This is a genomic window from Pseudomonas sp. LBUM1668, assembly GCF_059695715.1.
On the sequence record NZ_CP166787.1, the window covers coordinates 4678982 to 4703920 of the forward strand.

Annotated in this window: 26 protein-coding genes; 16 read left to right on the plus strand and 10 right to left on the minus strand. The window is 58.2% G+C overall.

Translation table 11 applies throughout. The annotated features are described in order from the left end of the window. Positions 1-30: 30 nt before the first annotated feature. Entirely contained in the window at positions 31-1125 is a 1095-nt protein-coding gene (gene apbC / locus ACA061_RS21075; RefSeq protein WP_497299978.1) for an iron-sulfur cluster carrier protein ApbC, read from the minus strand. A gap of 398 nt (positions 1126-1523) precedes the next feature. Between apbC and metG the strand changes: the two genes are divergently transcribed. From metG to ACA061_RS21115, 8 genes are all read left to right on the plus strand, one after another. After that, positions 1524-3575, plus strand: coding sequence for a methionine--tRNA ligase (gene metG, locus ACA061_RS21080; RefSeq protein WP_150616217.1), 2052 nt, complete (start codon positions 1524-1526; stop codon positions 3573-3575). Positions 3576-3705: 130 nt separating this feature from the next. After that, positions 3706-4275, plus strand: coding sequence for an electron transport complex protein RnfA (locus ACA061_RS21085; RefSeq protein WP_497299979.1), 570 nt, complete (start codon positions 3706-3708; stop codon positions 4273-4275). After that, a complete protein-coding gene (gene rsxB, locus ACA061_RS21090; RefSeq protein WP_497299980.1) occupies positions 4272-5492 on the plus strand; it encodes an electron transport complex subunit RsxB in 1221 nt (406 codons plus the stop codon). The genes ACA061_RS21085 and rsxB overlap by 4 nt, the downstream gene beginning before the upstream one ends. Further along, positions 5479-6462: an RnfABCDGE type electron transport complex subunit D gene (locus ACA061_RS21095; RefSeq protein ID WP_497299981.1), complete on the plus strand. Its 984-nt coding sequence runs from the start codon at positions 5479-5481 to the stop codon at positions 6460-6462. The genes rsxB and ACA061_RS21095 overlap by 14 nt, the downstream gene beginning before the upstream one ends. Continuing rightward, the gene (locus ACA061_RS21100) at positions 6459-7064 is read left to right on the plus strand and encodes an RnfABCDGE type electron transport complex subunit G (RefSeq protein ID WP_497299982.1); all 606 of its coding nucleotides are present in this window, start codon (positions 6459-6461) and stop codon (positions 7062-7064) included. Before ACA061_RS21095 ends, ACA061_RS21100 begins: the two co-directional genes overlap by 4 nt. Further along, positions 7061-7642, plus strand: coding sequence for an Rnf-Nqr domain containing protein (locus tag ACA061_RS21105; protein ID WP_497299983.1), 582 nt, complete (start codon positions 7061-7063; stop codon positions 7640-7642). The genes ACA061_RS21100 and ACA061_RS21105 overlap by 4 nt, the downstream gene beginning before the upstream one ends. Further along, a complete protein-coding gene (gene nth / locus ACA061_RS21110; RefSeq protein ID WP_150601727.1) occupies positions 7639-8277 on the plus strand; it encodes an endonuclease III in 639 nt (212 codons plus the stop codon). The genes ACA061_RS21105 and nth overlap by 4 nt, the downstream gene beginning before the upstream one ends. Before the next feature lie 108 nt (positions 8278-8385). After that, entirely contained in the window at positions 8386-8559 is a 174-nt protein-coding gene (locus tag ACA061_RS21115) for a PA3496 family putative envelope integrity protein (RefSeq protein WP_191627662.1), read from the plus strand. 90 nt (positions 8560-8649) lie between these two features. Here ACA061_RS21115 and ACA061_RS21120 read toward each other — a convergent pair whose 3' ends face one another. Then, positions 8650-9276 (minus strand): response regulator transcription factor, encoded by a 627-nt coding sequence (locus tag ACA061_RS21120; RefSeq protein ID WP_150616224.1) that lies wholly within the window; start codon positions 9274-9276, stop codon positions 8650-8652. 516 nt (positions 9277-9792) lie between these two features. Between ACA061_RS21120 and ACA061_RS21125 the strand changes: the two genes are divergently transcribed. After that, positions 9793-10509, plus strand: coding sequence for a hypothetical protein (locus ACA061_RS21125; protein WP_150616225.1), 717 nt, complete (start codon positions 9793-9795; stop codon positions 10507-10509). Between the two features lie 133 nt (positions 10510-10642). Here ACA061_RS21125 and ACA061_RS21130 read toward each other — a convergent pair whose 3' ends face one another. Both ACA061_RS21130 and ACA061_RS21135 read right to left on the minus strand, forming a co-directional pair. Then, positions 10643-11860, minus strand: coding sequence for an argininosuccinate synthase (locus ACA061_RS21130; RefSeq protein ID WP_150601729.1), 1218 nt, complete (start codon positions 11858-11860; stop codon positions 10643-10645). Positions 11861-11989: 129 nt separating this feature from the next. Beyond that, a complete protein-coding gene (locus ACA061_RS21135) occupies positions 11990-12898 on the minus strand; it encodes a flagellar protein MotY (protein WP_497299984.1) in 909 nt (302 codons plus the stop codon). A gap of 160 nt (positions 12899-13058) precedes the next feature. On the opposite strand from ACA061_RS21135, the gene pyrC reads away from it, so the two are divergent. After that, complete coding sequence (gene pyrC / locus ACA061_RS21140) at positions 13059-14105, plus strand: dihydroorotase (RefSeq protein WP_042560737.1); 1047 nt, start codon at positions 13059-13061, stop codon at positions 14103-14105. After that, entirely contained in the window at positions 14102-14779 is a 678-nt protein-coding gene (gene rnt, locus ACA061_RS21145; RefSeq protein WP_042560738.1) for a ribonuclease T, read from the plus strand. The genes pyrC and rnt overlap by 4 nt, the downstream gene beginning before the upstream one ends. A gap of 72 nt (positions 14780-14851) precedes the next feature. Here rnt and ACA061_RS21150 read toward each other — a convergent pair whose 3' ends face one another. Continuing rightward, entirely contained in the window at positions 14852-15454 is a 603-nt protein-coding gene (locus ACA061_RS21150; RefSeq protein WP_003227723.1) for a peroxiredoxin, read from the minus strand. A 314-nt stretch (positions 15455-15768) separates the two neighbouring features. Between ACA061_RS21150 and ACA061_RS21155 the strand changes: the two genes are divergently transcribed. Then, the gene (locus ACA061_RS21155) at positions 15769-15987 is read left to right on the plus strand and encodes a bacterioferritin-associated ferredoxin (RefSeq protein WP_003227725.1); all 219 of its coding nucleotides are present in this window, start codon (positions 15769-15771) and stop codon (positions 15985-15987) included. A gap of 200 nt (positions 15988-16187) precedes the next feature. Beyond that, positions 16188-16661 carry a bacterioferritin gene (bfr, locus tag ACA061_RS21160; RefSeq protein WP_042560739.1) on the plus strand — a complete coding sequence of 158 codons (474 nt, stop codon included), beginning with the start codon at positions 16188-16190 and terminating at the stop codon, positions 16659-16661. A 177-nt stretch (positions 16662-16838) separates the two neighbouring features. On the opposite strand, the gene grxD is transcribed toward bfr, so the two are convergent. The 3 genes from grxD to plzR form a co-directional block, all read right to left on the minus strand. Next, positions 16839-17180, minus strand: coding sequence for a Grx4 family monothiol glutaredoxin (gene grxD / locus ACA061_RS21165; protein ID WP_042560740.1), 342 nt, complete (start codon positions 17178-17180; stop codon positions 16839-16841). 97 nt (positions 17181-17277) lie between these two features. Beyond that, positions 17278-19383, minus strand: coding sequence for a molybdopterin oxidoreductase family protein (locus tag ACA061_RS21170; RefSeq protein WP_497299985.1), 2106 nt, complete (start codon positions 19381-19383; stop codon positions 17278-17280). 134 nt (positions 19384-19517) lie between these two features. Continuing rightward, complete coding sequence (plzR, locus tag ACA061_RS21175; protein ID WP_150592781.1) at positions 19518-19808, minus strand: PlzR type 4 pili assembly inhibitor; 291 nt, start codon at positions 19806-19808, stop codon at positions 19518-19520. A gap of 403 nt (positions 19809-20211) precedes the next feature. Here plzR and argF point away from each other — a divergent pair, with 403 nt between their 5' ends. Beyond that, positions 20212-21132 (plus strand): ornithine carbamoyltransferase, encoded by a 921-nt coding sequence (gene argF / locus ACA061_RS21180; RefSeq protein ID WP_150601734.1) that lies wholly within the window; start codon positions 20212-20214, stop codon positions 21130-21132. Next, positions 21129-22238, plus strand: a complete 1110-nt coding sequence (locus ACA061_RS21185) for an ABC transporter ATP-binding protein (protein WP_150601735.1) — start codon at positions 21129-21131, stop codon at positions 22236-22238. Before argF ends, ACA061_RS21185 begins: the two co-directional genes overlap by 4 nt. A gap of 78 nt (positions 22239-22316) precedes the next feature. On the opposite strand, the gene ACA061_RS21190 is transcribed toward ACA061_RS21185, so the two are convergent. Together ACA061_RS21190 and ybaK are read right to left on the minus strand one after the other, a co-directional pair. After that, positions 22317-23099, minus strand: a complete 783-nt coding sequence (locus tag ACA061_RS21190; protein ID WP_497299986.1) for a PhzF family phenazine biosynthesis protein — start codon at positions 23097-23099, stop codon at positions 22317-22319. Positions 23100-23197: 98 nt separating this feature from the next. Beyond that, positions 23198-23668 carry a Cys-tRNA(Pro) deacylase gene (gene ybaK, locus ACA061_RS21195; protein WP_150601737.1) on the minus strand — a complete coding sequence of 157 codons (471 nt, stop codon included), beginning with the start codon at positions 23666-23668 and terminating at the stop codon, positions 23198-23200. A gap of 373 nt (positions 23669-24041) precedes the next feature. Between ybaK and ACA061_RS21200 the strand changes: the two genes are divergently transcribed. Beyond that, entirely contained in the window at positions 24042-24893 is an 852-nt protein-coding gene (locus ACA061_RS21200) for an MIP/aquaporin family protein (RefSeq protein WP_150601738.1), read from the plus strand. The last annotated feature ends 46 nt before the right edge of the window (positions 24894-24939 follow it).

The window sequence follows — 24939 nt, forward strand, 5'->3', positions numbered from 1 at the left end:
AGGCTGCGATCTTTTAACTGGCGACGCCGATCAATCGTCGCTGATGGTGATGTTCGGCATGGCCGGCATTGCCGCTTCCTGCAACACAATCCGCGCGCCAACGTGACGCGCCAGTTGCTGATAGACCATGGCAATCTGGCTGTCCGGCTCGGCGATCACCGTTGGCTTGCCGCCATCGGCCTGTTCGCGGATCAGCATCGACAACGGCAGCGAGGCCAATAGCTCGACACCGTACTGGCTCGCAAGCTTCTCGCCGCCGCCTTCACCGAACAGATGCTCGGCGTGGCCGCAATTCGAGCAGATGTGCACGGCCATGTTTTCCACCACGCCCAACACCGGAATGTTGACCTTGCGGAACATTTCCACGCCTTTGCGCGCGTCGAGCAAGGCCAGGTCCTGCGGTGTGGTGACGATCACAGCGCCTGCCACCGGGACTTTCTGCGCCAGGGTCAGCTGGATGTCGCCAGTGCCTGGCGGCATGTCGATCACCAGATAATCGAGATCGCCCCACGCGGTTTGCGTGACCAGTTGCAGCAATGCGCCGGAGACCATCGGCCCACGCCAGACCATTGGCGTGTTGTCGTCCGTCAGGAACGCCATCGACATGACTTCGACGCCGTGGGCCTTGAGCGGCACGAACCACTTCTGATCCTTGACTTCAGGGCGAGTGCGCTCGGGAATGCCGAACATGATGCCCTGACTCGGGCCGTAGATATCGGCATCGAGAATGCCAACCTTGGCGCCTTCACGGGCCAGCGCCAGCGCGAGGTTGGCGGCGGTGGTCGATTTGCCGACACCGCCCTTGCCCGACGCCACGGCAACCACGTTCTTGACGTTGGCCAGCCCCGGGATCTGCGCTTGAGCCTTGTGCGCAGCGATCACCGTGTTGACCTCGACTTTGGCAATCACTACGCCGTCGAGGTTTTCGATGGCCAGTTGCAGCAATTGCGCCCAGCCGCTTTTGAACAGGCCGGCGGCGTAACCGATTTCCAGCTGCACATTGACGCGGTCACCGACGATCTCGATGTTCTTCACGCAACCGGCGCTGACCGGGTCCTGGTTCAGGTAAGGGTCGGTGTATTGGCTGAGGACGGCTTCCACCGCTGCGCGAGTGACTGCGCTCATGGGCAACTCCGATAACAAGACTGGGAAAAGATGGCGGGTATCGTACCGCGCAGATTGATTTGTGGTGAGTGGATTTGTACCGCAAACATTCCAGGGTGAATGGGATTTATGCCAGTCACAGATATTGTGGCGAGGGGATTTATCCCCGATGGGAGGCGAAGCCTCCCCAAAACCGGACACCTCAGCCCATCAGATACACCGCGTGCAATAGATTTACGACTGCTGCGCAGCCGATCGGGGATAAATCCCCTCGCCACAGGCAAACCCGTTCACAACACAGGGATTCACAGTCAAAAATAATCTGCCTGGCGCATCCGGAAACAGGCGCACAGGGTGAAAAATATGCGCCAGCGCTTTATAGTGGCCGACCTCCGTTTCATCAAGTAGCGAAGCCCCACATGTCCGAGCCACGCAAGATCCTCGTCACCAGCGCCCTGCCCTACGCCAACGGTTCGATCCACCTTGGCCACATGCTGGAATACATCCAGACCGATATGTGGGTGCGCTTCCAGAAGCATCGCGGCAATCAATGCATCTACGTCTGCGCCGACGACGCCCACGGTTCGGCGATCATGCTGCGCGCAGAAAAGGAAGGCATCACCCCGGAACAACTGATCGCCAACGTGCAGGCTGAACACAGCGCCGACTTTGCCGAGTTCCTGGTCGACTTCGACAACTTCCACTCCACTCACGCCGAAGAAAACCGTGAGCTGTCGAGCCAGATATACCTCAAGCTGCGTGACGCCGGGCACATCGCCCAACGTTCGATCACGCAGTATTTCGACCCGGAAAAGAAAATGTTCCTGGCCGACCGCTTCATCAAGGGCACCTGCCCGAAATGCGGCACCGAAGACCAGTACGGCGACAACTGCGAAAAATGCGGTGCGACCTACGCACCGACTGATCTGAAGGATCCGAAGTCGGCAATCTCGGGCGCCACCCCGGTGCTCAAGGATTCCCAGCACTTCTTCTTCAAACTGCCGGACTTCCAGGAAATGCTGCAAGCCTGGACCCGCAGCGGCACCTTGCAGGACGCCGTGGCCAACAAGATCGCCGAGTGGCTGGACGCTGGCCTGCAACAGTGGGACATCTCCCGCGATGCGCCGTACTTCGGTTTCGAGATCCCGGGCGAGCCGGGCAAGTATTTCTACGTATGGCTGGATGCGCCAATCGGCTACATGGCCAGCTTCAAGAACCTTTGCGACCGCACGCCGGAGCTGGACTTCGACGCGTTCTGGGCCAAGGATTCCACTGCCGAGCTGTACCATTTCATCGGCAAGGACATCGTCAACTTCCACGCCCTGTTCTGGCCAGCCATGCTCGAAGGCGCCGGTTACCGCAAACCGACCGCGATCAACGTACACGGCTACCTGACCGTCAATGGCCAGAAGATGTCGAAATCGCGCGGCACCTTTATCAAGGCCCGCACGTACCTGGATCACCTGTCGCCGGAATACCTGCGCTACTACTACGCAGCCAAACTGGGCCGTGGCGTCGACGACCTCGACCTGAACCTCGAAGACTTCGTGCAGAAGGTCAACTCCGACCTGGTCGGCAAAGTCGTCAACATCGCCAGCCGTTGCGCCGGGTTCATTCAAAAGGGCAATGCCGGCCTGTTGGTCGACAACAATGCCGCGCCTGAGCTGACCGAGGCTTTCCTCGCCGCCGCGCCAAGCATCGCCGACGCTTATGAAGCCCGCGACTTCGCCCGTGCCATGCGTGAAACCATGGCCCTGGCCGACCGCGCCAACGCCTGGATCGCCGACAAGGCTCCGTGGTCGTTGAACAAGCAGGAAGGCAAACAGGATGAAGTCCAGGCGATCTGCGCCACCGGCATCAACCTGTTCCGCCAACTGGTGATTTTTCTCAAACCGGTGCTGCCGCTGCTGGCCGCCGATGCCGAGGCGTTCCTCAACGTCGCCCCGCTGACCTGGAACGACCACACCACCCTGCTGGCCAATCATCAGCTCAACGAATTCAAGCCGTTGATGACCCGCATCGACCCGGTAAAAGTGCAAGCCATGACCGACGCCTCGAAAGAAGACCTCGCTGCCAGCCAGACCGATACCGGCGCAGCCGCCCCGGCAGGCAACGGCGAACTGGCCAAGGATCCGCTGTCGCCGGAAATCGACTTCGACGCATTCGCTGCGGTCGACCTGCGCGTTGCGCTGATCATCAAGGCTGAAGCCGTGGAAGGCGCCGATAAGCTGCTGCGCCTGACCCTGGACATCGGTGACGAGCAACGCAACGTGTTCTCCGGAATCAAGAGCGCTTATCCAGACCCATCCAAGCTCGACGGTCGCCTGACCATGATGATCGCCAACCTCAAGCCGCGGAAAATGAAGTTCGGTATTTCCGAAGGCATGGTGATGGCGGCAGGTCCTGGCGGTGAAGAAATCTACCTGCTGAGCCCGGACAGCGGCGCCAAGCCGGGTCAGCGCATCAAGTAAGACTCTGCGGCAAATCGATCCCACAGGCGTGCGCGCATGCCTGTGGGATTTTTCATATCTGGCCCACTCACCGTCGCTGCCGGATAATGCCTAACCTTATGAGACATCCGCCCGTTTCGCCGGCAGCCCCATGACCGAACTCGTGCTTACGCTTATCAGTGCCGCGCTGCTCAACAACTTCGTGTTGCACTGGCCGCTGGGCGTCGATCCGCTATTGGCGGGCAGCCGTCGGCAGGTGCACGCGCTGGGGCTGGCGACCTTGTGTCTGATGGTGATCGTCGGCGTGGTTGGCTATTCAATCTGGCACTGGCTGCTGGTACCCCTGCAACTGCAAGCGCTGCGCCTGTTCGTGTTTTTGCCATTGAGCGTGTTGCTGATCGCGCCGTTGCTGAAACTCTTGGCGCGTGGGTTGCCGAACCTGCCGTTCGAGGGTTTGTGGCCGCTGTTGCTGGGCAACGCCGGCGTGCTTGGGCTGGCGCTGATCAATGCGCAGAGCGATCAGGGCCTGTTGACTGCGACGGCGCTGAGCCTTGGTGCCGGGCTGGGTTTCTGGCTGGTGCTGAGTCTGTTCAGCGATTTGCGTGAGCGTACAACCGACAACGATATTCCCCTGCCCTTTCGCGGCCTGCCGATCGATCTGATCGGCGCCGGACTGATCGCAGTGATTTTTCTCGGATTCAGTGGACTGATCAAAACATGAGTCTGATTCAACGCATCGACGCCCTTCTGCCGCAGACTCAGTGCGGCAAATGCGGTCATCCAGGATGCAAACCTTACGCACAGGGCATTGTCGACGGCGAGCCGATCAACAAGTGCCCCCCGGGTGGTGATGAAACCATCACGGCACTGGCCGAGCTGTTGAAAGTGCCGGTGCTGGAACTGGACGTCAGTCGCGGTTCGGCGCCAGCGCAGGTGGCTTACATCCGCGAAGCCGAATGCATCGGCTGCACCAAGTGCATTCAGGCCTGCCCGATTGATGCCATCGTCGGCGCGGCGAAATTGATGCACACCGTTCTGATCGACGAATGCACCGGTTGCGACCTGTGCGTCGCGCCCTGCCCGGTGGACTGCATCGAAATGCATCCTCTGCCGCCGAGCACACTGCCTGTGGTCGGTGGCCTCGCGTTCAATCTTGAAGAACAGCGCGCGCGCGCCGCCAAACGTGATCACGCCCGCCAGCGCTTTGAACGACGCAATGCCCGCCTGCAACGCGAAGAACAACAGAAACAGGCTGAGCGCGAGGCGCGAGCCAAACGCGCCGCTCAATCTGAAGTGACAACGCTCGACCCGGTGCAAGCTGCACTGGAACGCGTGCGCGCGCAAAAATCCGCAGGCGCCGACGCCGCACTGAAAAAAGCCAAGATCGATGTCGCGATGAGCCGTGCGCAACTGCATAAATCGCTGAAAGCCTTCGGCCATCCGCCGACCTTTGAACAGCAGTCGCAATTGATCGTGTTGCAGCAGCAATTCGAACTGGCCGAACAGGCTTTGGCAAAACTCGAAAGCAGCGCACCCGCCACTCCGCCAGCTCCAGCTCCAGCTCCAGCTCCAGCGAAAGACGCGGACCTGAAGCGGGCAAAAATTCAATTGGCCATGCGCCGCGCCGAACTGAAAAAGGCCCAGACCGCCGAAGCGCCGACCGAGCAGATTGCGACCCTGGAACAGGCCTTACGTGACGCCGAGCAAGCCCTTCACGCCGCCGAAGCGGCCAGCGATCAGCCCGCGCCTGATCTGGTGCGCGTGGAAAAACGCCCGATCGACAGCCAACTTCGCCAGTTGAAAACCGAATTGGCCTACGCCCGCGCTGACCTGAACAAACTCGAACGACACGCCGATACTCCGGCCGAAACCCTCGACAAGGCCCGCGCCCGCCTGCAAGACGCCGAGCGCCAGGTGCAAGACCATGTTGCCCCTTGAAACACCCGACGATCGCCTGCAACAGGCGATGAAGCTGGTGCTGCTTGCCATGCTGCCGGGGCTGCTGAGCTTGTTCTGGTTTTACGGATGGGGCGTATTGATCAATCTGATCCTTTGCGTCGCCTGCGCACTGGCCGTCGAGACCGGCGTGGCACGCCTGCGCGGGCAAGCATTGCAGCCGCTGCTCACTGACGGCAGCGCATTGGTCAGCGCGACTTTGCTGGCCGTCGCCCTGCCGCCCTATTGCCCCTGGTGGCTGACGATGACAGCGACCGCCTCAGGTCTGCTGTTTGGCAAACATCTGTACGGCGGCGTGGGCAAAAACCCGTTCAATCCGGCCATGCTCGGCTTTGCCTTGGTCATCGTGATGTTCCCGCAGCCGATGACCCAATGGCCGGCCCATGGCATGGCGCTGCTCGACGCCTTGCAGCAGGTATTCAATCCGGGGCAGGCCCCGGACGCCTGGGTTCAGGCCACGGCCCTGGACAGCCTGCGCATCAATAAAAGCCTGACCATCGATGAATTGTTCGCCGCCAATCCAGCCTTCGGGCGCTTCGGCGGGCGTGGCATGGAATGGGTCAATCTGGCGTTTCTCGCCGGCGGGCTATTTCTGCTGCAACGGCGAGTATTCGGCTGGCACGCGCCCGTCGGTATGCTCGCCAGCCTGTTTTTAGTCAGCCTGCTGTGCTGGAACGGCTCGGGCTCGGACTCTCACGGCTCGCCACTGTTTCATCTGCTGAGCGGTGCCACCATGCTCGGCGCGTTTTTCATCATCACCGAACCGGTATCCGGGGCAAAAAATGCGCTGGCGCGCGTGTTGTTCGGCGCCGGAGTCGGACTGCTGACTTACCTGATCCGCACATGGGGCGGTTACCCGGACGGCGTCGCGTTCGCGGTGCTGTTAATGAATCTCTGCGTGCCGGCACTCGAGCGTTTCGCCGTGAGTCGACAGACACCGGTGCACCCATGAACCGCACAAATAGCGCACTCACGCTGCTGCTATTGGCCTTCGTCGGCATCACGGCGACGTATCTTGTGCAACGCAGCAATGCGCCGCAGATAGCCGCCGAACAACGTCTGCTCGACAGCCGCAAACTGCTCGACGTGCTCGTGCCCGACAGCTACGACAATCAACCACTCAACCAGCCGCTGGCCTTGGTGGACGTTGCCTTGAGCCACAGCACGCTGACCGGCGGCTATCGCGCAAGCAAAGCAGGGCGACCGGTCGCAGTGTTGCTGCGCAGCCGCAGCGAGGGTTATGCGGGCAGCATCGAACTGCTGATTGCCATTGATGACCATGGAAAACTGTTGGGCGTGAAAACCCTCAAGCAAAATGAAACGCCAGCACTCGGCGGACATCTGGGCGAATGGCCGAATGCATGGCTGCAGGTATTTATCGGGAAATCGAGTGATGAACCGACGGATGCCGGTTGGGCACTGAAAAAGGATCAGGGGCAATTCGATCAAATGGCCGGTGCGACCATCACTTCCCGCGCGGTGATCAACGCTGTCCATGACGCTCTTCGCTACTTTGACCAGCATCGTCTGGCATTGCTGGGGAGCCCGCCATGAACCGCACGGCGCACGTGGCGAATTCATTGATGCTCTTGCTTTTGCTCGGAACGACGAGTTCGTTGGCTGGCGCGCTGGGCGCGATTTTGATGTTCGCGGTGGTCGTTGGTGCCTATGGCTTGTGCATGTCTTTTTTACGCTCGCGCCTGACGCCTGCGGCCACATGGTCAGCAGGCCTGCTGCTCGCCGCGACGTTGACCAGTTGTGCCGAGGTCTTCGCGCAACGCTGGTTTCTGCCATGGCATCAGGCTTTTGGTCTGTATGCCGGGTTGATCGCCTTGCAGTGCCTGGTACTGGAACATAACGGATTTTTCCGCCAGACACGCCTCGAGCGCCTAAAGCTAAGCAGTCTGTTCAGCGCATTGATGGTGATACTCGCCGTCGTGCGTGAACTCGCAGGCCAGGGTCGCTTGGGCCGAGGACTGTTCGAACACTGGCAAGGTCTGGTTTTACTTAGCGAGGGGTTGCCTCTGGCAACCCTGGTTCCCGGCGCGCTGATTGTCTTGGGGCTGCTGCTCGCGGCCCGTCAGGCGTGGACTCGCTCGAACTCAATTCCCAAGGAAACGCATCGCCCATGAATGCCGCAAAACGTCTTGAGATTTTCCGCCGCCTGCATGAAGACAATCCCGAGCCGAAAACCGAACTGGCCTACTCCTCGCCCTTCGAATTGCTGATTGCGGTGATTCTTTCGGCGCAGTCGACCGACGTTGGCGTAAACAAGGCGACAGCCAAGCTGTACCCGGTCGCCAACACCCCGGCAGCGATCTACGCGCTGGGCGTGGAGGGGCTGTCCGAATACATCAAGACCATCGGCCTCTACAACAGCAAGGCTAAAAACGTCATCGAGACATGCCGCTTGCTGGTCGAACGCCATAACGGTGAAGTGCCACAAACGCGTGAGGAGCTCGAAGCGTTGCCCGGTGTCGGCCGAAAGACCGCCAACGTGGTGCTCAACACGGCGTTCCGTCAGCTGACCATGGCCGTCGACACGCACATCTTCCGAGTCAGCAACCGCACGGGCATCGCTCCCGGCAAAAATGTGGTCGAAGTGGAAGACAAGCTGATGAAGTTTGTACCAAAGCAATTCCTGCTCGATTCCCACCACTGGCTGATTCTTCACGGACGCTACGTGTGTCTGGCGCGCAAGCCGCGGTGCGGCAGTTGCCGAATCGAAGACTTGTGCGAATACAAACAAAAAACATCGGACGATTGATCAGTTATAGAAATAAATGAGTGATCGATTGAAAAAATCTTTTTTACCCGCCGCCGGAATGTCGATATAAGGGGCGCCAACGGCAGTCTTAGGGTGGGAGTTAATCTGATGAGTACTGATAAAGAGGAACTGGAGCTGGAAGTGGATGATGACCCCACGGATGACGCCGAACCCGTGGTTGAAGTCGCCAAGACCAACCTGAGCAAACGCCGCACGATCGATAACCTGCTGGAGGAGCGCCGACTGCAAAGGAAGTTGGCCGATTACGACTTTGATCTCTGATATTTGAAAGCCTCCCGAAACGGAGGCTTTTTTGCTTTTAATGCCTAGCTGAATTCGATCGGCCCATGACCCCGTCAGCGACTGAAGTATTCAGACAAGCCCGTTTCGCTGGGCCAGCTCAATCAGATCAACCAGTGAACGCGCATTGAGTTTAAGCAACAAGCGGGTCTTGTAGGTACTCACTGTCTTGTTACTCAAAAACATTCCATCAGCGATTTCCTTGTTGGTCTTGCCCCGCGCCAACTGTTGCAACACCATCATCTCGCGCCCGGAAAGGCGATCCACCATGTCTGCTTCACTGGCATTGCCCAGGCTGGTACGTACGGTGTGCAAGGCCTGATTGGGAAAATAACTGTAGCCGGATAGAACAGCTTTTATCGCACTTAGCAACTCGGTCAAATCTTGCTGTTTACATACATAACCCGCCGCCCCCGACTGCATGCAACGCATGGAGAAATGGCCCGGCGCCTGAGAAGTCAACACCAGGACTTTAGTAGGCATTGCGACCGAGGTCAGTCGTGCAATTACTTCCAGACCATCAAGTTTCGGTATTCCAATATCCAGAATGACAATATCCGGCATTTGTTCGCGAGCCAGTTGTAATGCATCCACGCCGTTATCCGTTTCTGCAATGACTTCGTAGCCATGACGTTCCATCAGCATACGTACCGCAAGACGAATGACGGGGTGGTCATCCACGATCAGCACTTTATTCATGGGCAAGTCCAGTTTCGCTGTTCGAATTTTTAGAACACGCACAATAGCTCAGCCATTTGCTCTATGGCATGTCAGGTCTCTCATGCACTTGCATCGAAAGACATCCCCTACAGCCATCGAGGAATATTCCTACAAAAAACCCACCTCACTATAAACATCCGACGAAAAAACTCTTCACCCGCCTGCAAAACTTCAGGTTTTGACTTGTAACAGTTCGCGACCGATGTTCGCTGAAGAGCAGCCTCAACACCCGCTTTCATTACAGCTCGGCTGTGGGGCCGCCGCCGAATACCCGCATGAGATTCTAAAGATATTGCAGATTAGAAACATCATGCAATGACGGCAATTGCCCACACCTTCCGCATACAAGGCTTGGAAAACATAAACACTTGAAACAAGATATTTATACTCAAACAAACACTTTTGCTATAAATAGAAACCACCATAAACCCGACTTACTCACAAGCAAACACATACAACCCACTAACAACAAGACACCTGAACAAGAGCATATATATGTTAAAGATAAAAAATAAAATCACCAACCCGATGACGGTTATCGCCATATTCGCTGCCATATCGGAAGGGTCCGCCGCGGCATCTTTGCCGTTTCTTAACAACGAAGATCGAGAAATCTACGTATGGTTCCTAATCAGCTTTCCGTTTTACCTGTTATTCCTTTTCTTTATTACTTTAAACTTCAACCATCGCTCGCTTTATTCACCCTCTGATTTCGGCAAGGACAAGAATTTTTTAAAAGTCATCTACAGCGATTACCGCGAGAACAAACGAAACACGTCGCTGCATGAGACAGATACACACGCCACATTCGGCATATCAAGTCACATCGTACCCAGCGAAGCCGCTGCTGCAGGGTGCAGGGACTCGTGCAAAGTCCATAATGCATCCGACCCGCCGCCAGGCACCAGTGCGAAGTCGAATCTGAGGATTCAACACAACATTCAGCTACCCGCCTCTATCAGCAACCTGCACATCATCGATGCACGGGACATCGATGCGTCGAGAGAACTCGCAACAATTCTGGAGAAAATCCGACGCACCGACAAAAAAACCGCCCGTGTCATCATGTTTCTTTCCAGTCATATGTCGGACGTTTCACTGACAAAGAATGCATTACTGCAGATCAGGCAGGCGAAGAAAGGCTCGGGCACAACACTCTGTATTGTTTACAACCTGTGTTCACAGACGGTCACGCTGTTGGGACGAGCTTGAAAGATGGGACATTGCCACGCAGGCATAGAGACAAGGGACATTGCAGGTAAGCGTCGGACAAAAGAATTCTGTAAAAAAGGGCGGCCTGTCTCCAAGACAGGGCCGCCCTTTTATTGCGCGTCAGTCTGAAAAATCAGAACAGTTTGCGGCCCTTGTTGGCAGCAATGCGCATGCGCAGCGCGTTGAGCTTGATGAAGCCCGCCGCGTCAGCCTGGTTGTAAGCACCGCCATCCTCTTCGAAGGTGGCGATGTTGGCATCGAACAGCGAATCGTCGGACTTGCGGCCCGTCACGATCACGTTGCCTTTGTACAACTTCAGGCGAACCACACCATTCACGCTGGTCTGGGAAGCGTCGATCATCTGTTGCAGCATCAGACGCTCAGGGCTCCACCAGTAACCGGTGTAGATCAGGCTGGCGTACTTGGGCATCAGCTCGTCTTTCAAGTGAGCGACTTCGCGATCCAGGGTGATCGATTCAATGGCGCGGTGAGCGCGCAGCATGATCGTGCCGCCCGGGGTTTCGTAGCAACCACGAGACTTCATGCCGACATAACGGTTTTCGACGATGTCGAGACGGCCGATACCGTGCGCACCACCGATCTTGTTCAATGTCGCCAACACGGTGGCCGGGGACATTTCGACGCCGTCCAGCGCGACGATGTCGCCGTTACGGTAGGTCAGTTCCAGGTACTGCGGGGTGTCGGGAGCCTTCTCCGGGGAGACGGTCCAACGCCACATGTCCTCTTCGTGCTCGGTCCAGGTGTCTTCCAGCACGCCACCTTCATAGGAGATGTGCAGCAGGTTGGCGTCCATCGAGTACGGGGATTTCTTTTTGCCGTGGCGCTCGATCGGGATCGCGTGCTTCTCGGCATAGTCCATCAGCTTCTCGCGGGACAGCAGGTCCCACTCACGCCACGGCGCGATCACTTTCACGCCTGGCTTGAGCGCGTAGGCACCCAGTTCGAAACGCACCTGATCGTTGCCCTTGCCGGTGGCGCCGTGGGAAATGGCGTCAGCGCCGGTTTCGTTGGCGATTTCGATCAGGCGCTTGGCGATCAGTGGACGCGCGATGGAAGTACCCAGCAGGTACTCGCCCTCGTAAACGGTGTTGGCGCGGAACATCGGGAACACGAAGTCACGCACGAATTCTTCGCGCAGATCGTCGATGTAGATTTCTTTGACGCCCATGGCCTGAGCCTTGGCGCGGGCCGGCTCGACCTCTTCGCCTTGACCGAGATCAGCGGTGAAGGTCACCACTTCACAGTTATAAGTATCCTGCAGCCACTTGAGGATCACCGAAGTGTCCAGGCCGCCGGAATACGCCAGAACGACCTTGTTTACGTCCGCCATGCCATCACTCCACGGGGTTCTACGGAAAGCCGAGGAGTCTAACGCCCAAACGCGATAATTTACAGAGGCGCGACAGCTTAAGACGACAAAGCGACAGATTGTGTCGAGCGCGCGACGATGACCGGCGGGTCAGGAAGTTGCCGCAGCGTTCGCTGGCGTGCTGGCAGTGGGTGCCGGGGCCGTTGCCGGGGCTACTCGCGCAAGGTGCACGTTGACCCGACGGTTCTTCGCCCGGTTGGCCGCATTGGTGTTCGGCGCCAACGGGTAGCGTTCGCCATGGAAACGTACGGTGATCTGCGATTCCTGAATGCCGTTGGCCTTGAAGAAATCGACCACAGCCAAGGCCCGACGACGGGACAGTTCGCGATTGGTCAGGCGATTGCCGCTGTTGTCCGAGTGGCCATCGAGTTCGATGTGATTAACCGTCGGATCAGCCTTCATGTACTCGAGCATCACTTGCAGCTTGGCCTTGGCGGCTGCATCCAGTTCGATGCCTTCGCCGGGGAAGCCGATCTGCGACTGTTTAACCTGTTCGAAATTCTGCGGCAGCAACTTCGCCACACAGCTCTGGTAATCGTTGAAGGCCTTGTTGAACCTGACCGGCAACAAACGCACTTCCGAGATCCGACCATCGCTTGAAGCTCGACGAACAACAGGGCTGCGCCCGTCCATCAGGCCACTGATCAAGCCACCGGCCTGAGACTGCGAACTGTTGAACAAGACGTTGCCGCTGCCCAGTCTTACAGAGCCCAGATTGATGTCGCCGCGTCCCGGCTGCCAAGGTGCTGCGGCTGCGAGCAACGTCGCCGAACCGCCGCCGAGCATGGCGTTGTAGGCATTCAGACGGAAGATCGCCTGTTCACCGGCCTTGCGCACGAACTCACCCGAGCCGAAATCTGTAATCGGTTGTGTCAGACGGCACTCGAACTTGTCGCCGGCGACCGTCCACTCAATGTTCTCCAGGCGAGTCTGGTACGTAAGCGCCATCGCAGGAAAACTGGCAAACACACTGAGCAAGGCTAAATATCGCTGGCGCACGGGAGGCTCCATTGGCTTCTGAAACACAAAGACCGATTCACACTACGTTTACGGCGTACCTACGGGATATCGGAAGGTTCCCGCAAAACTTGATAGCGAGTGCCTGCAAGAGTCTTTTCCGGTAGCATTCGCCTCAGTTTGACCCGCCTGGAATCCCCTCATGTCCGACCGCCTGACCCTGCTGCGTCCCGACGACTGGCATATTCATCTTCGCGATGGTGCCGTGTTGACCAATACCGTTGCCGATGTTGCGCGCACGTTTGGTCGCGCCATCATCATGCCCAACCTGGTACCACCGGTGCGCAACGCCGCTGAAGCCGACGGCTATCGCCAGCGGATTCTCGCTGCCCGCCCGGCCGGCAGTCGCTTTGAGCCGTTGATGGTGCTGTACCTCACCGACCGCACCCAGCCCGAAGAAATTCGCGAGGCCAAGGCCAGCGGTTTCGTGCACGCCGCCAAGTTGTACCCGGCCGGCGCCACCACCAACTCGGATTCTGGCGTCACCAGCATCGACAAGATCTTCCCGGCAATCGAGGCCATGGCCGAAGTCGGGATGCCGTTGTTGATTCACGGTGAAGTTACCCGTGGCGATGTCGACGTGTTCGACCGCGAAAAAATCTTCATCGATGAGCACATGCGTCGTGTGGTCGAGCGTTTCCCGACGCTCAAGGTTGTTTTCGAACACATCACCACCGCCGATGCCGTGCAGTTCGTCAACGAGGCCCCGGCCAACGTTGGCGCGACCATCACCGCACATCACCTGCTGTACAACCGCAACCACATGCTGGTGGGCGGGATTCGGCCGCACTTCTACTGCTTGCCGATCCTCAAGCGCAACACCCACCAGGAAGCCCTCCTCGATGCCGCCACCAGCGGCAGCGCGAAGTTCTTCCTCGGCACCGACTCGGCGCCGCACGCCCAGCACGCCAAGGAAGCCGCTTGCGGTTGTGCTGGCTGCTACACCGCGTACGCCGCCATCGAGATGTATGCCGAAGCCTTTGAACAGCGCAATGCGCTGGACAAGCTCGAAGCGTTCGCCAGCCTCAACGGCCCGCGTTTCTATGGCCTGCCGGTGAACACCGATCGCATCACCCTGGTTCGTGACGAATGGACCGCCCCAACCAGCCTGCCATTTGGCGAGCTGACCGTTATCCCGCTGCGCGCCGGTGAAAAACTGCGCTGGCGCCTGCTGGAGGAACACGCGTGAGTGAAGACCATTTCGACGACGAACTGGACGGTCAAAGTGGCGGAGGCGGTTCCCGTCACCCAATGGCAGCACGCTTTCGCGGCTACCTGCCGGTTGTTGTCGACGTAGAAACCGGCGGCTTCAATTCGGCCACCGATGCGTTGCTGGAGATTGCCGCGACCACCATCGCCATGGATGAAAAGGGTTTCGTTTATCCGGATCACACCTACTTCTTCCGTGTCGAGCCGTTCGAAGGCGCCAACATTGAAGCGGCGGCACTGGAGTTCACCGGGATCAAGCTGGACCACCCGCTGCGCATGGCTGTCAGCGAAGAGACGGCACTGACCGACATCTTCCGTGGCATCCGCAAGGCGCTGAAAGCCAACGGCTGCAAGCGCGCGATTCTGGTCGGCCACAACAGCAGCTTCGACCTTGGCTTCCTCAATGCCGCCGTTGCGCGACTGGACATGAAGCGTAATCCGTTCCACCCGTTCTCCAGTTTCGACACGGCGACGCTGGCCGGTCTGGCTTACGGCCAAACCGTACTGGCGAAAGCCTGTCAGGCGGCCGACATCGATTTCGACGGTCGTGAGGCGCACTCGGCGCGTTACGACACCGAGAAAACCGCTGAGCTGTTCTGCGGCATCGTCAATCGCTGGAAACAGATGGGCGGCTGGGAAGACTTCAACGACTGATCCTCGTCGATCTACCGCTCATAAAAAAACCGGCCACGTGGGCCGGTTTTTTTGTACCTCAAACGTTGCGCCTTACAGGGCAGCAGCGTTCTCGGTCAGGTAAGCAGCAACGCCTTCTGGCGAAGCGTTCATGCCTTTGTCGCCTTTTTTCCAGTTGGCAGGGCAGACTTCGCCGTGCTCTTCGTGGAATTGCAGAGCGTCGACCAGACGGATCAGCTCTTCCATGTTACGGCCCAGTGGCAGGTCGTTGATGATCTGCGAGCGGACAACGCCTTTGTCGTCGATCAGGAATGCGCCACGGAAAGCCACGCCGCCTTCGGATTCAACGTCGTAAGCCTTGGCGATGTCGTGCTTCATGTCGGCAGCCATGGTGTATTTCACCTGGCCGATGCCGCCATTGTTCACTGGGGTGTTGCGCCAGGCGTTGTGGGTGAAGTGCGAGTCGATCGACACAGCGATCACTTCAACGTTGCGTGCCTTGAAGTCAGCCATGCGGTTGTCCAGAGCGATCAGCTCGGACGGGCAGACGAAGGTGAAGTCCAGTGGGTAGAAGAACACCAGGCCGTATTTGCCTTTGATGGCCGAGGACAGGGTGAAGCTGTCAACGATCTCGCCATTGCCGAGTACGGCCGGGACGGTGAAGTCTGGGGCTTGTTTGCCTACGAGTACGCTCATTGATATCTCCTGGTGTAGAAACTTGAAGTTCAGGGTCCGGGCCAGCCTGCCACCCTCAGGCGACAGCCCTGTGACACGAACCCCCTTCGCAAGGGCCGACCATCATACACTGCGTTTTTGACCTGTCCTTAACGGTTTTTTGCAGTTTGCCGATCACAAGGCTGCATTTACGGGGCCAGACAGATCGCCAGTAATCACCGTTCGTCAGTCACGCGCCAATCTGGTGAAAAGGCCTCGCAAAGCACTTTGACAATCATTCTCGTTATTATTAAGATCCATCGCAATTGAGTCACAACCAGCGACGGTTCTCACTTATGTATGTTTGTCTCTGCACTGGCGTCACCGACGGACAGATCCGCGAAGCGATCTATGAAGGTTGCTGCAGCTATAAAGAAGTCCGCCAGGCCACCGGCGTCGCCAGCCAGTGCGGCAAATGTGCCTGCCTTGCCAAGGAAGTGGTTCGCGAAACCCTGACCAAGCTGCAAACCGCCCAGGCCGCGATTCCTTATCCAGTAGAATTTACTGCTGCGTAATTACCCCTATTTCAAAGAACCGGACTTATGTCCGGTTTTTTTATGCCTGTAAATCAAGCGCTTAGGCTCCAGACGCGGAACACAAACATTCTTATTCCGATTAATTTTCATATATTATTCAATAACTTAGGTTTGACACTTATAAATACGAAGCTCAAACTCCGCCTTATATACAGCTATTACAGGGCAGGACTCCGATCATGAAAGGCGACATTACAGTCATCCAGCATCTCAACAAGATCCTTGCCAATGAGCTGGTCGCGATCAATCAGTACTTCCTGCATGCGCGCATGTATGAAGATTGGGGCCTGAACAAGCTGGGCAAGCACGAGTACAAAGAATCCATCGACGAGATGAAGCACGCGGACAAGCTGATCAAGCGCATCCTGTTCCTCGAAGGTCTGCCAAACGTGCAAGACCTGGGCAAGCTGCACATCGGCGAGCACACCCAGGAAATGCTGGAGTGCGACCTGCGTATCGAGAAGACCGGCCACGCTGACCTGAAAGCCGCGATCGCCCATTGCGAAACCGTTGGCGACTTTGGCAGCCGTGAACTGCTCGAAGATATCCTCGAATCCGAAGAAGAACATATCGACTGGCTGGAAACCCAACTGGGCCTGATCGGTAAAGTCGGTCTTGAGAATTATCTGCAGTCGCAGATGGGCGAAGAGTGATCTAACACTCGCCAGATTCAAGACATTAAAAAGCCCCGCCCTCTTTCGAGGTGCGGGGCTTTTTATTGGCTGAAGATCAAAAGATCGCAGCCTCGTTTCACTCGACAGTTCCTACAGGGGAAGCGTCGTCGAATGAACCTGCGGGGAAGCAAAAAAGCTTGCTTCCCTACAAGCCGATCAGGCTTCGGACTTGTTCGCAGCAGCGGCTTCGACAGCAGCCTTGATGGTGCTTTGCAGCGAACCGTCTGCCGACATCTCGGTCATGATATCGCTACCGCCGACCAGCTCACCGCCGACCCACAGTTGCGGGAAAGTCGGCCAGTTGGCGTACTTTGGCAGGTTGGCGCGGATTTCCGGGTTCTGCAGGATGTCCACGTACGCAAACTTCTCACCACACGCCATGACAGCCTGTGCAGCTTTCGCGGAAAAGCCACATTGTGGGGCATTCGGCGAGCCTTTCATGTAAAGCAGAATGGTGTTGTTGGCAATCTGCTCTTTAATCGTTTCGATGATATCCATGGAGCACCTCGGCTGAACTTTCCGACTCACGGGTCGGCACGGTGGCGCATTGTAACGGAATCCCGAGCGCCATGCTCGGTCTCCCCGACAGACATGCTCAAGCCGCCGCCACGGTCACCGGCACACCATTGAGCGCTGCATTGCCGGACAACTCGTCGAGCTGGCATTCGTCGGTCAGGTCATTGGCGCTCGACCCCGGTTGACTGCTGGCGATCGCCATCTGCACTCCCGGACGCGCATGCCCCCAACCGTGCGGCAGGCTGACCACGCCTTTCATCATGTCGAGGCTGCCGAGCACTTCCACTTCAATCTGCCCGACCCGCGAACTCACCCGCACAAGCTGTCCATCATTTAGCCCGCGGCTGACGAGGTCATCCGGGTGCATCAGCAACTGGTGACGCGGCTTGCCCTTCACCAGACGGTGATAGTTGTGCATCCACGAATTGTTGCTACGCACATGCCGGCGACCGATCATCAACAGTTCATCGGCGGCCGGTGCCTGCAAGGCGGCGAACCGCGCCAGGTCAGCGAGGATCTCTGGCGGCGCAGCCTGTATGCGTTGACTCGGCGTTTTCAGGCGCGCGGCCAGATTAGGCTTCAACGCGCCCAGATCTATTCCATGGGGATGGTCAAACAGCGTCGCCAGCGACAGTTTTTGTTCGGCGGCATCGCCGTACATCCCCATGCGCAGGCCCATGTCGATCATCTTCGCCGGCGGCATGGTCGGCTTCAGTTCCTTGCCGGTTTTCTCGGCGAAGGCCTTGGCCAGACCGACAAAGATTTCCCAGTCATGCAGCGCGCCCTCGGGCTTGGCGAGGATCGCGCGATTGAAGCGGGTGACGTTGCGCACCGCGAACAGGTTGAACGTGGTGTCGTAGTGATCGTTCTCCAGCGCCGAAGTCGACGGCAGAATCAGGTCGGCATAACGTGTGGTTTCGTTGATGTACAGGTCGATGCTGACCATGAACTCCAGACCGTCCAGCGCTTGTTCGAGTTGTCGACCATTGGGCGTCGACAGCACAGGATTGCCGGCCACGGTGATCAGCGCACGGATCTGTCCTTCACCTTCGGTGAGCATCTCTTCAGCCAGCGCCGACACCGGCAGTTCGCCGCCGTATTCAGGGCGCCCGGAAACACGGCTTTGCCATTTGTTGAAATGCCCGCCCGAGGTCGACGCCACCAGATCCACTGCGGGCTCTGTGCACAGCGCCCCGCCAACGCGATCCAGATTGCCAGTGACCAGATTGATCAACTGCACCACCCAGTGGCACAACGTGCCGAACGCCTGAGTGGAAACGCCCATCCGCCCATAACACACCGCACTCGGTGCGGCGGCGAAGTCGCGGGCCAATTGGCGGATTTGCTCGGCGGGCACCGCGCACAACGGGCTCATGGCTTCGGCGGTGAACGTCGAAACGGCCGCGCGCACTTCGTCCAGGCCATCCACTGGCAAATGACTGTCGCTGGTCAATCCCTCGCTAAACAACGTGTTGAGCAAACCAAACAACAACGCAGCATCGCCCCCGGGACGCACGAACATATGTTGATCGGCGATTGCCGCCGTTTCACTACGTCGCGGATCGACCACCACCACTTTGCCGCCGCGGGCCTGAATCGCCTTAAGGCGTTTTTCGACGTCGGGCACCGTCATGATGCTGCCGTTCGAGGCGAGAGGATTGCCGCCCAGGATCAGCATGAAATCGGTGTGATCGATGTCGGGGATCGGCAGCAGCAAGCCGTGGCCGTACATCAGGTAACTGCTGAGGTGATGGGGCAGTTGATCGACCGATGTCGCGGAATAGCGGTTACGGGTTTTCAACAGTCCGAGGAAGTAATTGCTGTGGGTCATCAGCCCATAGTTGTGCACGCTTGGGTTGCCTTGGTACACAGCCACTGAATTCTGCCCATGCCGCTCCTGGATCGCTGCCAGGCGCTCGGCCACCAATGCAAATGCCTCGTCCCACTCGATCGGCAGCCATTCGCTACCGACACGGCGCATTGGCTGGCGCAGCCGATCAGGATCGTTCTGAATGTCTTGCAGAGCCACGGCCTTGGGGCAGATGTGCCCACGGCTGAAGGTGTCGAGGGCATCGCCCTTGATCGAGGTAATCGCGACAGCGCCATCGGTTTCGGTGGTTTCGATGGTCAAGCCGCAAATGGCTTCACACAGGTGGCAGGCACGGTGATGGAGAGTCTTGGTCATGGCCAGTCTCTGTTTTGTTCTGGGCAGGCAACAACGCCTGCGGGAACAAAACTATGGCCCGTGTGCCGACACGGCGCCAGCGACGTTCGTCTTGTGAATCGGCGGCCATCAGGCGAGCCGATAGGCCGACGCGATCAATTGATCGGCAGAGAGGGTGGCGGCGCCAACTGGATTTCCTGAATGGTTTCGATCTGCTCGTGGGCAATGTGCACGCCGGTGAGTTCGCCGATCAGGCGCCAATGCTCGTCGAGCCCGGCACTGATGGTCGCCATGCGATCAATCATTTGACGGCTGGCGGCCTTGACCACTTCGTCCTCGCTGCGCAGCAGTTCGAAGGACATCGAGGTCATTGAAGCGGTGAGATGGGTCAAGGAGCGAGCCGTGTGGCCCAGCAAATCCATTAACAGTTGTTCTTTCGATTCCATGCGGAGGCTTCCTGCGTCGCTCGAAGGCTATTTATAACTCAGCACTTTGCTTTAGCAAATGTTTCCACGCGAACATCCGACCAAGCGATTGCGCGATCACCCGGTATTAAAGCGACCAGCGTGGCGCCATACCCGCCACGCCTGATTGCCAAGCCCGGTAAGGCCAGTGTACAAAGAGGTTCGCTGCTGTCCTGAACCCGGCTTCAAATGCGCGACTGCAACTTGCCGTCCGCCCTCCGAATCCCGCAAAAACCGTAGCCTATTGGAAAAACGCGACATTTAATGTCAATATCGCGCCTTCCCCTATTTCGTCGCCCTGTGCGGCTTACGCCGCAGGTCTCGCCCGTTGTTCCGATAAACAAGGCTTTGAGCATCTGCGGTTTGTAGCAAAAGGTAGTCAATGATGAGCGCAAGGCACTTTCTCTCCCTGATGGATTGCACGCCCGAAGAGCTGGTCAGCGTGATCCGTCGAGGCGTTGAGCTCAAGGACCTGCGTAACCGCGGCGTACTGTTCGAGCCTCTGAAAAACCGCGTGCTGGGGATGATCTTCGAGAAATCCTCGACCCGCACCCGGATCTCGTTCGAGGCCGGCATGATCCAGCTCGGCGGCCAGGCGATCTTTCTTTCGCCGCGCGACACGCAACTGGGCCGTGGCGAGCCGATCGGCGACTGCGCCATCGTCATGTCGAGCATGCTTGATGCGGTGATGATCCGTACTTTCGCCCACAGCACTCTCACCGAATTTGCCGCCAACTCGCGCGTACCGGTGATCAACGGCCTGTCCGATGACCTGCACCCGTGCCAGTTGCTGGCCGACATGCAGACTTTTCTTGAGCATCGTGGCTCGATCCAGGGCAAGACCGTGGCCTGGATCGGCGACGGCAACAACATGTGCAACAGCTATATAGAAGCGGCGATCCAGTTCGACTTCCAGTTGCGCATCGCCTGCCCGGAAGGCTACGAGCCCAACCCGGAATTCGTCGCCAAGGCCGGCGATCGCGTGACCATCGTCCGCGATCCAAAGGATGCCGTGCGCGGCGCACACCTGGTGAGCACCGACGTCTGGACCTCCATGGGCCAGGAAGAGGAAACCGCCAAACGCCTCAAGTTGTTCGCACCGTTCCAGGTCAACCGTGCCCTGCTCGACCTCGCGGCCGAGGACGTGCTGTTCCTGCATTGCCTGCCCGCGCACCGTGGCGAAGAAATCAGTCTCGACCTGCTGGATGACCCGCGCTCCGTCGCTTGGGATCAGGCAGAAAACCGTCTCCACGCACAGAAGGCCCTGCTCGAGTTCCTCGTCGAACCGGCATATCACCACGCATGAGCCATGAATTACTGCTGAACCTGCGCAACCTCGCTTGCGGCTATCAGGACCAACGTGTGGTGCAGAACCTCAATCTGCACCTCAACGCCGGTGACATCGGTTGCCTGCTCGGCTCGTCCGGCTGCGGCAAGACCACCACCCTGCGCGCGATTGCCGGTTTCGAACCGGTGCACGAAGGCGAAATCACTCTGGGCGGCGAGACTATTTCCAGCGCCGGTTTCACCCTGGCGCCGGAGAAACGCCGGATCGGCATGGTGTTTCAGGACTACGCACTGTTTCCGCACCTGAGTGTCGCGGACAACATTGCCTTCGGCATTCGCAAGCACCCGAACAAGGCGCGCGTAACCGAAGAGTTGCTGGAACTGGTCAACCTGAAGAACCTCGGCAAGCGCTTCCCGCACGAGCTGTCCGGCGGCCAGCAACAGCGCGTCGCCCTCGCCCGTGCCTTGGCGCCAGAACCGCAATTGCTGCTGCTTGATGAACCGTTCTCCAACCTCGATGGCGAGCTGCGGCGCAAGCTCAGCCACGAAGTGCGCGACATCCTCAAGGCTCGTGGCACCAGCGCGATTCTGGTGACCCACGACCAGGAAGAAGCCTTTGCCGTGAGCGATCACGTCGGCGTTTTCAAGGAAGGTCGACTGGAGCAATGGGACACGCCGTACAACCTGTATCACGAACCGGCCACCCAGTTTGTAGCCAGTTTTATCGGTCAGGGCTACTTCATTCGCGGCCAGCTCGCCAGCCCGGAATCGGTGCAAACCGAACTCGGCGAACTGCGCGGTAATCGGGCTTATACCTGGCCGATTGGCGGCGCAGTGGATGTGTTGCTGCGGCCGGATGACATCGTGTATGCGCCGGATAGCGCGCTGAAGGCGCAGATTGTCGGCAAGACATTTCAAGGCGCATCGACGCTGTATCGCCTGCAACTGCCGACCGGTGCACAACTTGAGTCGATATTCCCGAGCCACGCCGATCATCATGTCGGTGCTGAGGTAGGCATTCGCGTTGCGGCCGAACACCTGGTGCTGTTCCAGGCCTCGGGCAGCACGGTCGCGCAGATTCCAGCGGTGGAAAACGGCGTTCGGCGCTACAGCACTGCTCTCTGAAGATCAAAAGATCGCAGCCTTCGGCAGCTCCTACAGGGATCAGTGTAGGAGCTGCCGAAGGCTGCGATCTTTTAGCTTTTAACCGAGGATCAAGGTGCCGCTGGCAACCAGCGTCGCATTGCCGCCAATCTTCACTCGCTCGCCTTCCTGCCGACAAAACAACTCCCCGCCCCGCGCCGAGCGCTGGCAAGCGGTCAGGCTCGATTTGCCCAGACGCTTCGACCAGTAAGGGATCAGGCTGCAATGAGTCGAACCGGTCACCGGGTCCTCATTGATACCTATCGCCGGGGCGAAATAACGCGAGACGAAATCGTGCTGGTTGCCGCGTGCGGTGACGATAGCGCCCAGCCACGGCAGTTTGGCCAACGCGACCATGTCCGGCGTGCAATCGAGCACCGCCTGCTCCGATTCCAGGACCACGAACAGTTCGTTGGAGCCCAGCACATCCACCGCCTCGACACCCAGCGCACGCTCGACATCCAGCGTCACACCAATCTCTGACGGCACAATCGACGGGAAATCCAGCCATAAGCGGCCATCCTGACGACTGACGCTCAGCGGCCCGGACTTGCAAGTGAAGTCGATACGTTCGGCTTCTTCCTTGTAGATCTCGAACAGCACGTAAGCGCTGGCTAGCGTCGCGTGACCGCATAACGGCACCTCGGTGGTCGGAGTGAACCAGCGGATATGCCAGACCTGACCTTCGCGCACCATAAACGCAGTTTCCGCAAGATTGTGTTCGGCAGCGATTTTCTGCATCAGCTCATCGGCGAGCCACGCATCGAGCCGATAAACCATTGCCGGATTGCCACTGAACGGCCGATCACTGAACGCGTCAACCTGATGAAACTCGAGCTGCATAACCTTCTCCCTAAGTCAGTTGAAAGAGCATGCAACCAGGCTGAAATCAGCGCCAGTGACAGATCCGGCGAATTTTCTTCATACAGCGCGAGTGAATGTCACGCGCGGCCAATATCGGCAAATTTCGCCTGGGTGTGTTCGGCAAGTACTGCAGGCGCCAACTCGACTTCCAGCCCTCGCCGACCGGCGCTGACATAAATAGACGCAAAACCCTGAGCTGAATGATCAATAAAGGTGCGCAGGCGCTTTTTCTGCCCCAAAGGGCTGATACCACCCAACAAATACCCTGTGGAACGCTGAGCCGCGGCCGGGTCTGCCATCTCGACTTTTTTCACGCCAGCGGCATGGGCCAAGCCCTTGAGGTCGAGGCTTCCGACGACCGGCACCACCGCCACCAGCAATTCGCCTTTTTCACTGGCCGCCAGCAACGTCTTGAACACCTGCGCAGGCTCGAGGCCAAGCTTCTCTGCCGCCTCCAGCCCATAAGATGCGGCCTTCGGGTCATGTTCGTAACTGTGCACGCGATGTTCGGCACGAACTTTTTTCAACAAGTCCAACGCAGGGGTCATGGCAACTCCAGGCTCGGCAGTGACAGGAAAATGCTGCCCCGGATTCTAGGCGATCACTCCAGGCTTTCACAGCGCAAAGGCTCTATTCCAAGCCACGTTTCCCGTGGCTTGCAGGCTTTTCGAACTCGTCGCTCTGCGCCGATGCAGAAGGATCATTCACAACGCGAATAGTTACATTGTGACCGACAGTTCACTTTCGACCTTTGACAGGTTTGTTTCTTGTCTATATTTTTTCGAATCTGAATAATGTAAGAATTGCGGTCATCGCAGCACCCAGCAGTAACCGGGAACAGGATGGGGATCCTGCCTCGGGGAAAATCGCGCCTTGCCCTGTCGGCAACGCGCCAGACAACAACAAAAATCGAGGTTTTCAATGACAACTGCTTTACAGCAACCATCGCTCTCAGGCCAATGCATGGCCGAGTTCCTGGGTACTGCCCTCCTGATCTTCTTCGGCACCGGTTGTGTCGCCGCGCTCAAAGTCGCGGGCGCCAGCTTCGGCCTGTGGGAAATCAGCATCATCTGGGGCGTCGGCGTGAGCATGGCGATCTACCTCACTGCCGGTGTTTCCGGCGCGCACCTGAACCCGGCCGTCAGCATCGCCCTGACAATCTTCGCCGACTTCGAAAAGCGCAAACTGCCGTTCTACATCCTCTCGCAAATTGCCGGCGCCTTCTGCGGTGCGCTGTTGGTTTACACGCTGTACAGCAACCTGTTCTTCGATTTCGAACAAACCCATCAAATGGTTCGTGGCTCGGCCGCCAGCCTTGAGTTGGCGTCGGTGTTCTCGACATTCCCGAATCCGGTGCTGTCAACCGCTCAGGCGTTCCTGGTCGAGATGATCATTACCGCGATCCTGATGGGCGTGATCATGGCCCTGACCGATGACAACAACGGCTTGCCGAAAGGCCCGATGGCACCGCTGCTGATCGGTTTGCTGATTGCGGTGATCGGCAGTTCGATGGGCCCGCTGACCGGTTTTGCGATGAACCCGGCGCGTGATTTTGGTCCGAAACTGATGACTTTCTTCACCGGCTGGGGTGAAATTTCCTTCACTGGCGGCCGTGACATTCCGTATTTCCTGATTCCGATTTTTGCACCGATTGTCGGTGCCTGCCTCGGCGCTGCCGGGTATCGCGGGCTCATCGCCCGTCACCTGACCGGCGCCACACCTGCTACAAAGGATGCAGAACCGGCCATTGACGGCAAACCAAGAACTTCTTGAAACAGTCGGCGCAGGTTCCTGCCCTATATAACCTGCGCCACGGCCC

Coding starts and splice junctions, on each gene's coding strand:
- apbC (WP_497299978.1), bottom strand. CDS start 1,125: ATGAGCGCAGTCACTCGCGCAGCGGTGGAAGCCGTCCTCAGCCAATAC.
- metG (WP_150616217.1), top strand. CDS start 1,524: ATGTCCGAGCCACGCAAGATCCTCGTCACCAGCGCCCTGCCCTACGCC.
- ACA061_RS21085 (WP_497299979.1), top strand. CDS start 3,706: ATGACCGAACTCGTGCTTACGCTTATCAGTGCCGCGCTGCTCAACAAC.
- rsxB (WP_497299980.1), top strand. CDS start 4,272: ATGAGTCTGATTCAACGCATCGACGCCCTTCTGCCGCAGACTCAGTGC.
- ACA061_RS21095 (WP_497299981.1), top strand. CDS start 5,479: ATGTTGCCCCTTGAAACACCCGACGATCGCCTGCAACAGGCGATGAAG.
- ACA061_RS21100 (WP_497299982.1), top strand. CDS start 6,459: ATGAACCGCACAAATAGCGCACTCACGCTGCTGCTATTGGCCTTCGTC.
- ACA061_RS21105 (WP_497299983.1), top strand. CDS start 7,061: ATGAACCGCACGGCGCACGTGGCGAATTCATTGATGCTCTTGCTTTTG.
- nth (WP_150601727.1), top strand. CDS start 7,639: ATGAATGCCGCAAAACGTCTTGAGATTTTCCGCCGCCTGCATGAAGAC.
- ACA061_RS21115 (WP_191627662.1), top strand. CDS start 8,386: ATGAGTACTGATAAAGAGGAACTGGAGCTGGAAGTGGATGATGACCCC.
- ACA061_RS21120 (WP_150616224.1), bottom strand. CDS start 9,276: ATGAATAAAGTGCTGATCGTGGATGACCACCCCGTCATTCGTCTTGCG.
- ACA061_RS21125 (WP_150616225.1), top strand. CDS start 9,793: ATGTTAAAGATAAAAAATAAAATCACCAACCCGATGACGGTTATCGCC.
- ACA061_RS21130 (WP_150601729.1), bottom strand. CDS start 11,860: ATGGCGGACGTAAACAAGGTCGTTCTGGCGTATTCCGGCGGCCTGGAC.
- pyrC (WP_042560737.1), top strand. CDS start 13,059: ATGTCCGACCGCCTGACCCTGCTGCGTCCCGACGACTGGCATATTCAT.
- ACA061_RS21150 (WP_003227723.1), bottom strand. CDS start 15,454: ATGAGCGTACTCGTAGGCAAACAAGCCCCAGACTTCACCGTCCCGGCC.
- ACA061_RS21155 (WP_003227725.1), top strand. CDS start 15,769: ATGTATGTTTGTCTCTGCACTGGCGTCACCGACGGACAGATCCGCGAA.
- bfr (WP_042560739.1), top strand. CDS start 16,188: ATGAAAGGCGACATTACAGTCATCCAGCATCTCAACAAGATCCTTGCC.
- grxD (WP_042560740.1), bottom strand. CDS start 17,180: ATGGATATCATCGAAACGATTAAAGAGCAGATTGCCAACAACACCATT.
- ACA061_RS21170 (WP_497299985.1), bottom strand. CDS start 19,383: ATGACCAAGACTCTCCATCACCGTGCCTGCCACCTGTGTGAAGCCATT.
- plzR (WP_150592781.1), bottom strand. CDS start 19,808: ATGGAATCGAAAGAACAACTGTTAATGGATTTGCTGGGCCACACGGCT.
- argF (WP_150601734.1), top strand. CDS start 20,212: ATGAGCGCAAGGCACTTTCTCTCCCTGATGGATTGCACGCCCGAAGAG.
- ACA061_RS21185 (WP_150601735.1), top strand. CDS start 21,129: ATGAGCCATGAATTACTGCTGAACCTGCGCAACCTCGCTTGCGGCTAT.
- ACA061_RS21190 (WP_497299986.1), bottom strand. CDS start 23,099: ATGCAGCTCGAGTTTCATCAGGTTGACGCGTTCAGTGATCGGCCGTTC.
- ybaK (WP_150601737.1), bottom strand. CDS start 23,668: ATGACCCCTGCGTTGGACTTGTTGAAAAAAGTTCGTGCCGAACATCGC.
- ACA061_RS21200 (WP_150601738.1), top strand. CDS start 24,042: ATGACAACTGCTTTACAGCAACCATCGCTCTCAGGCCAATGCATGGCC.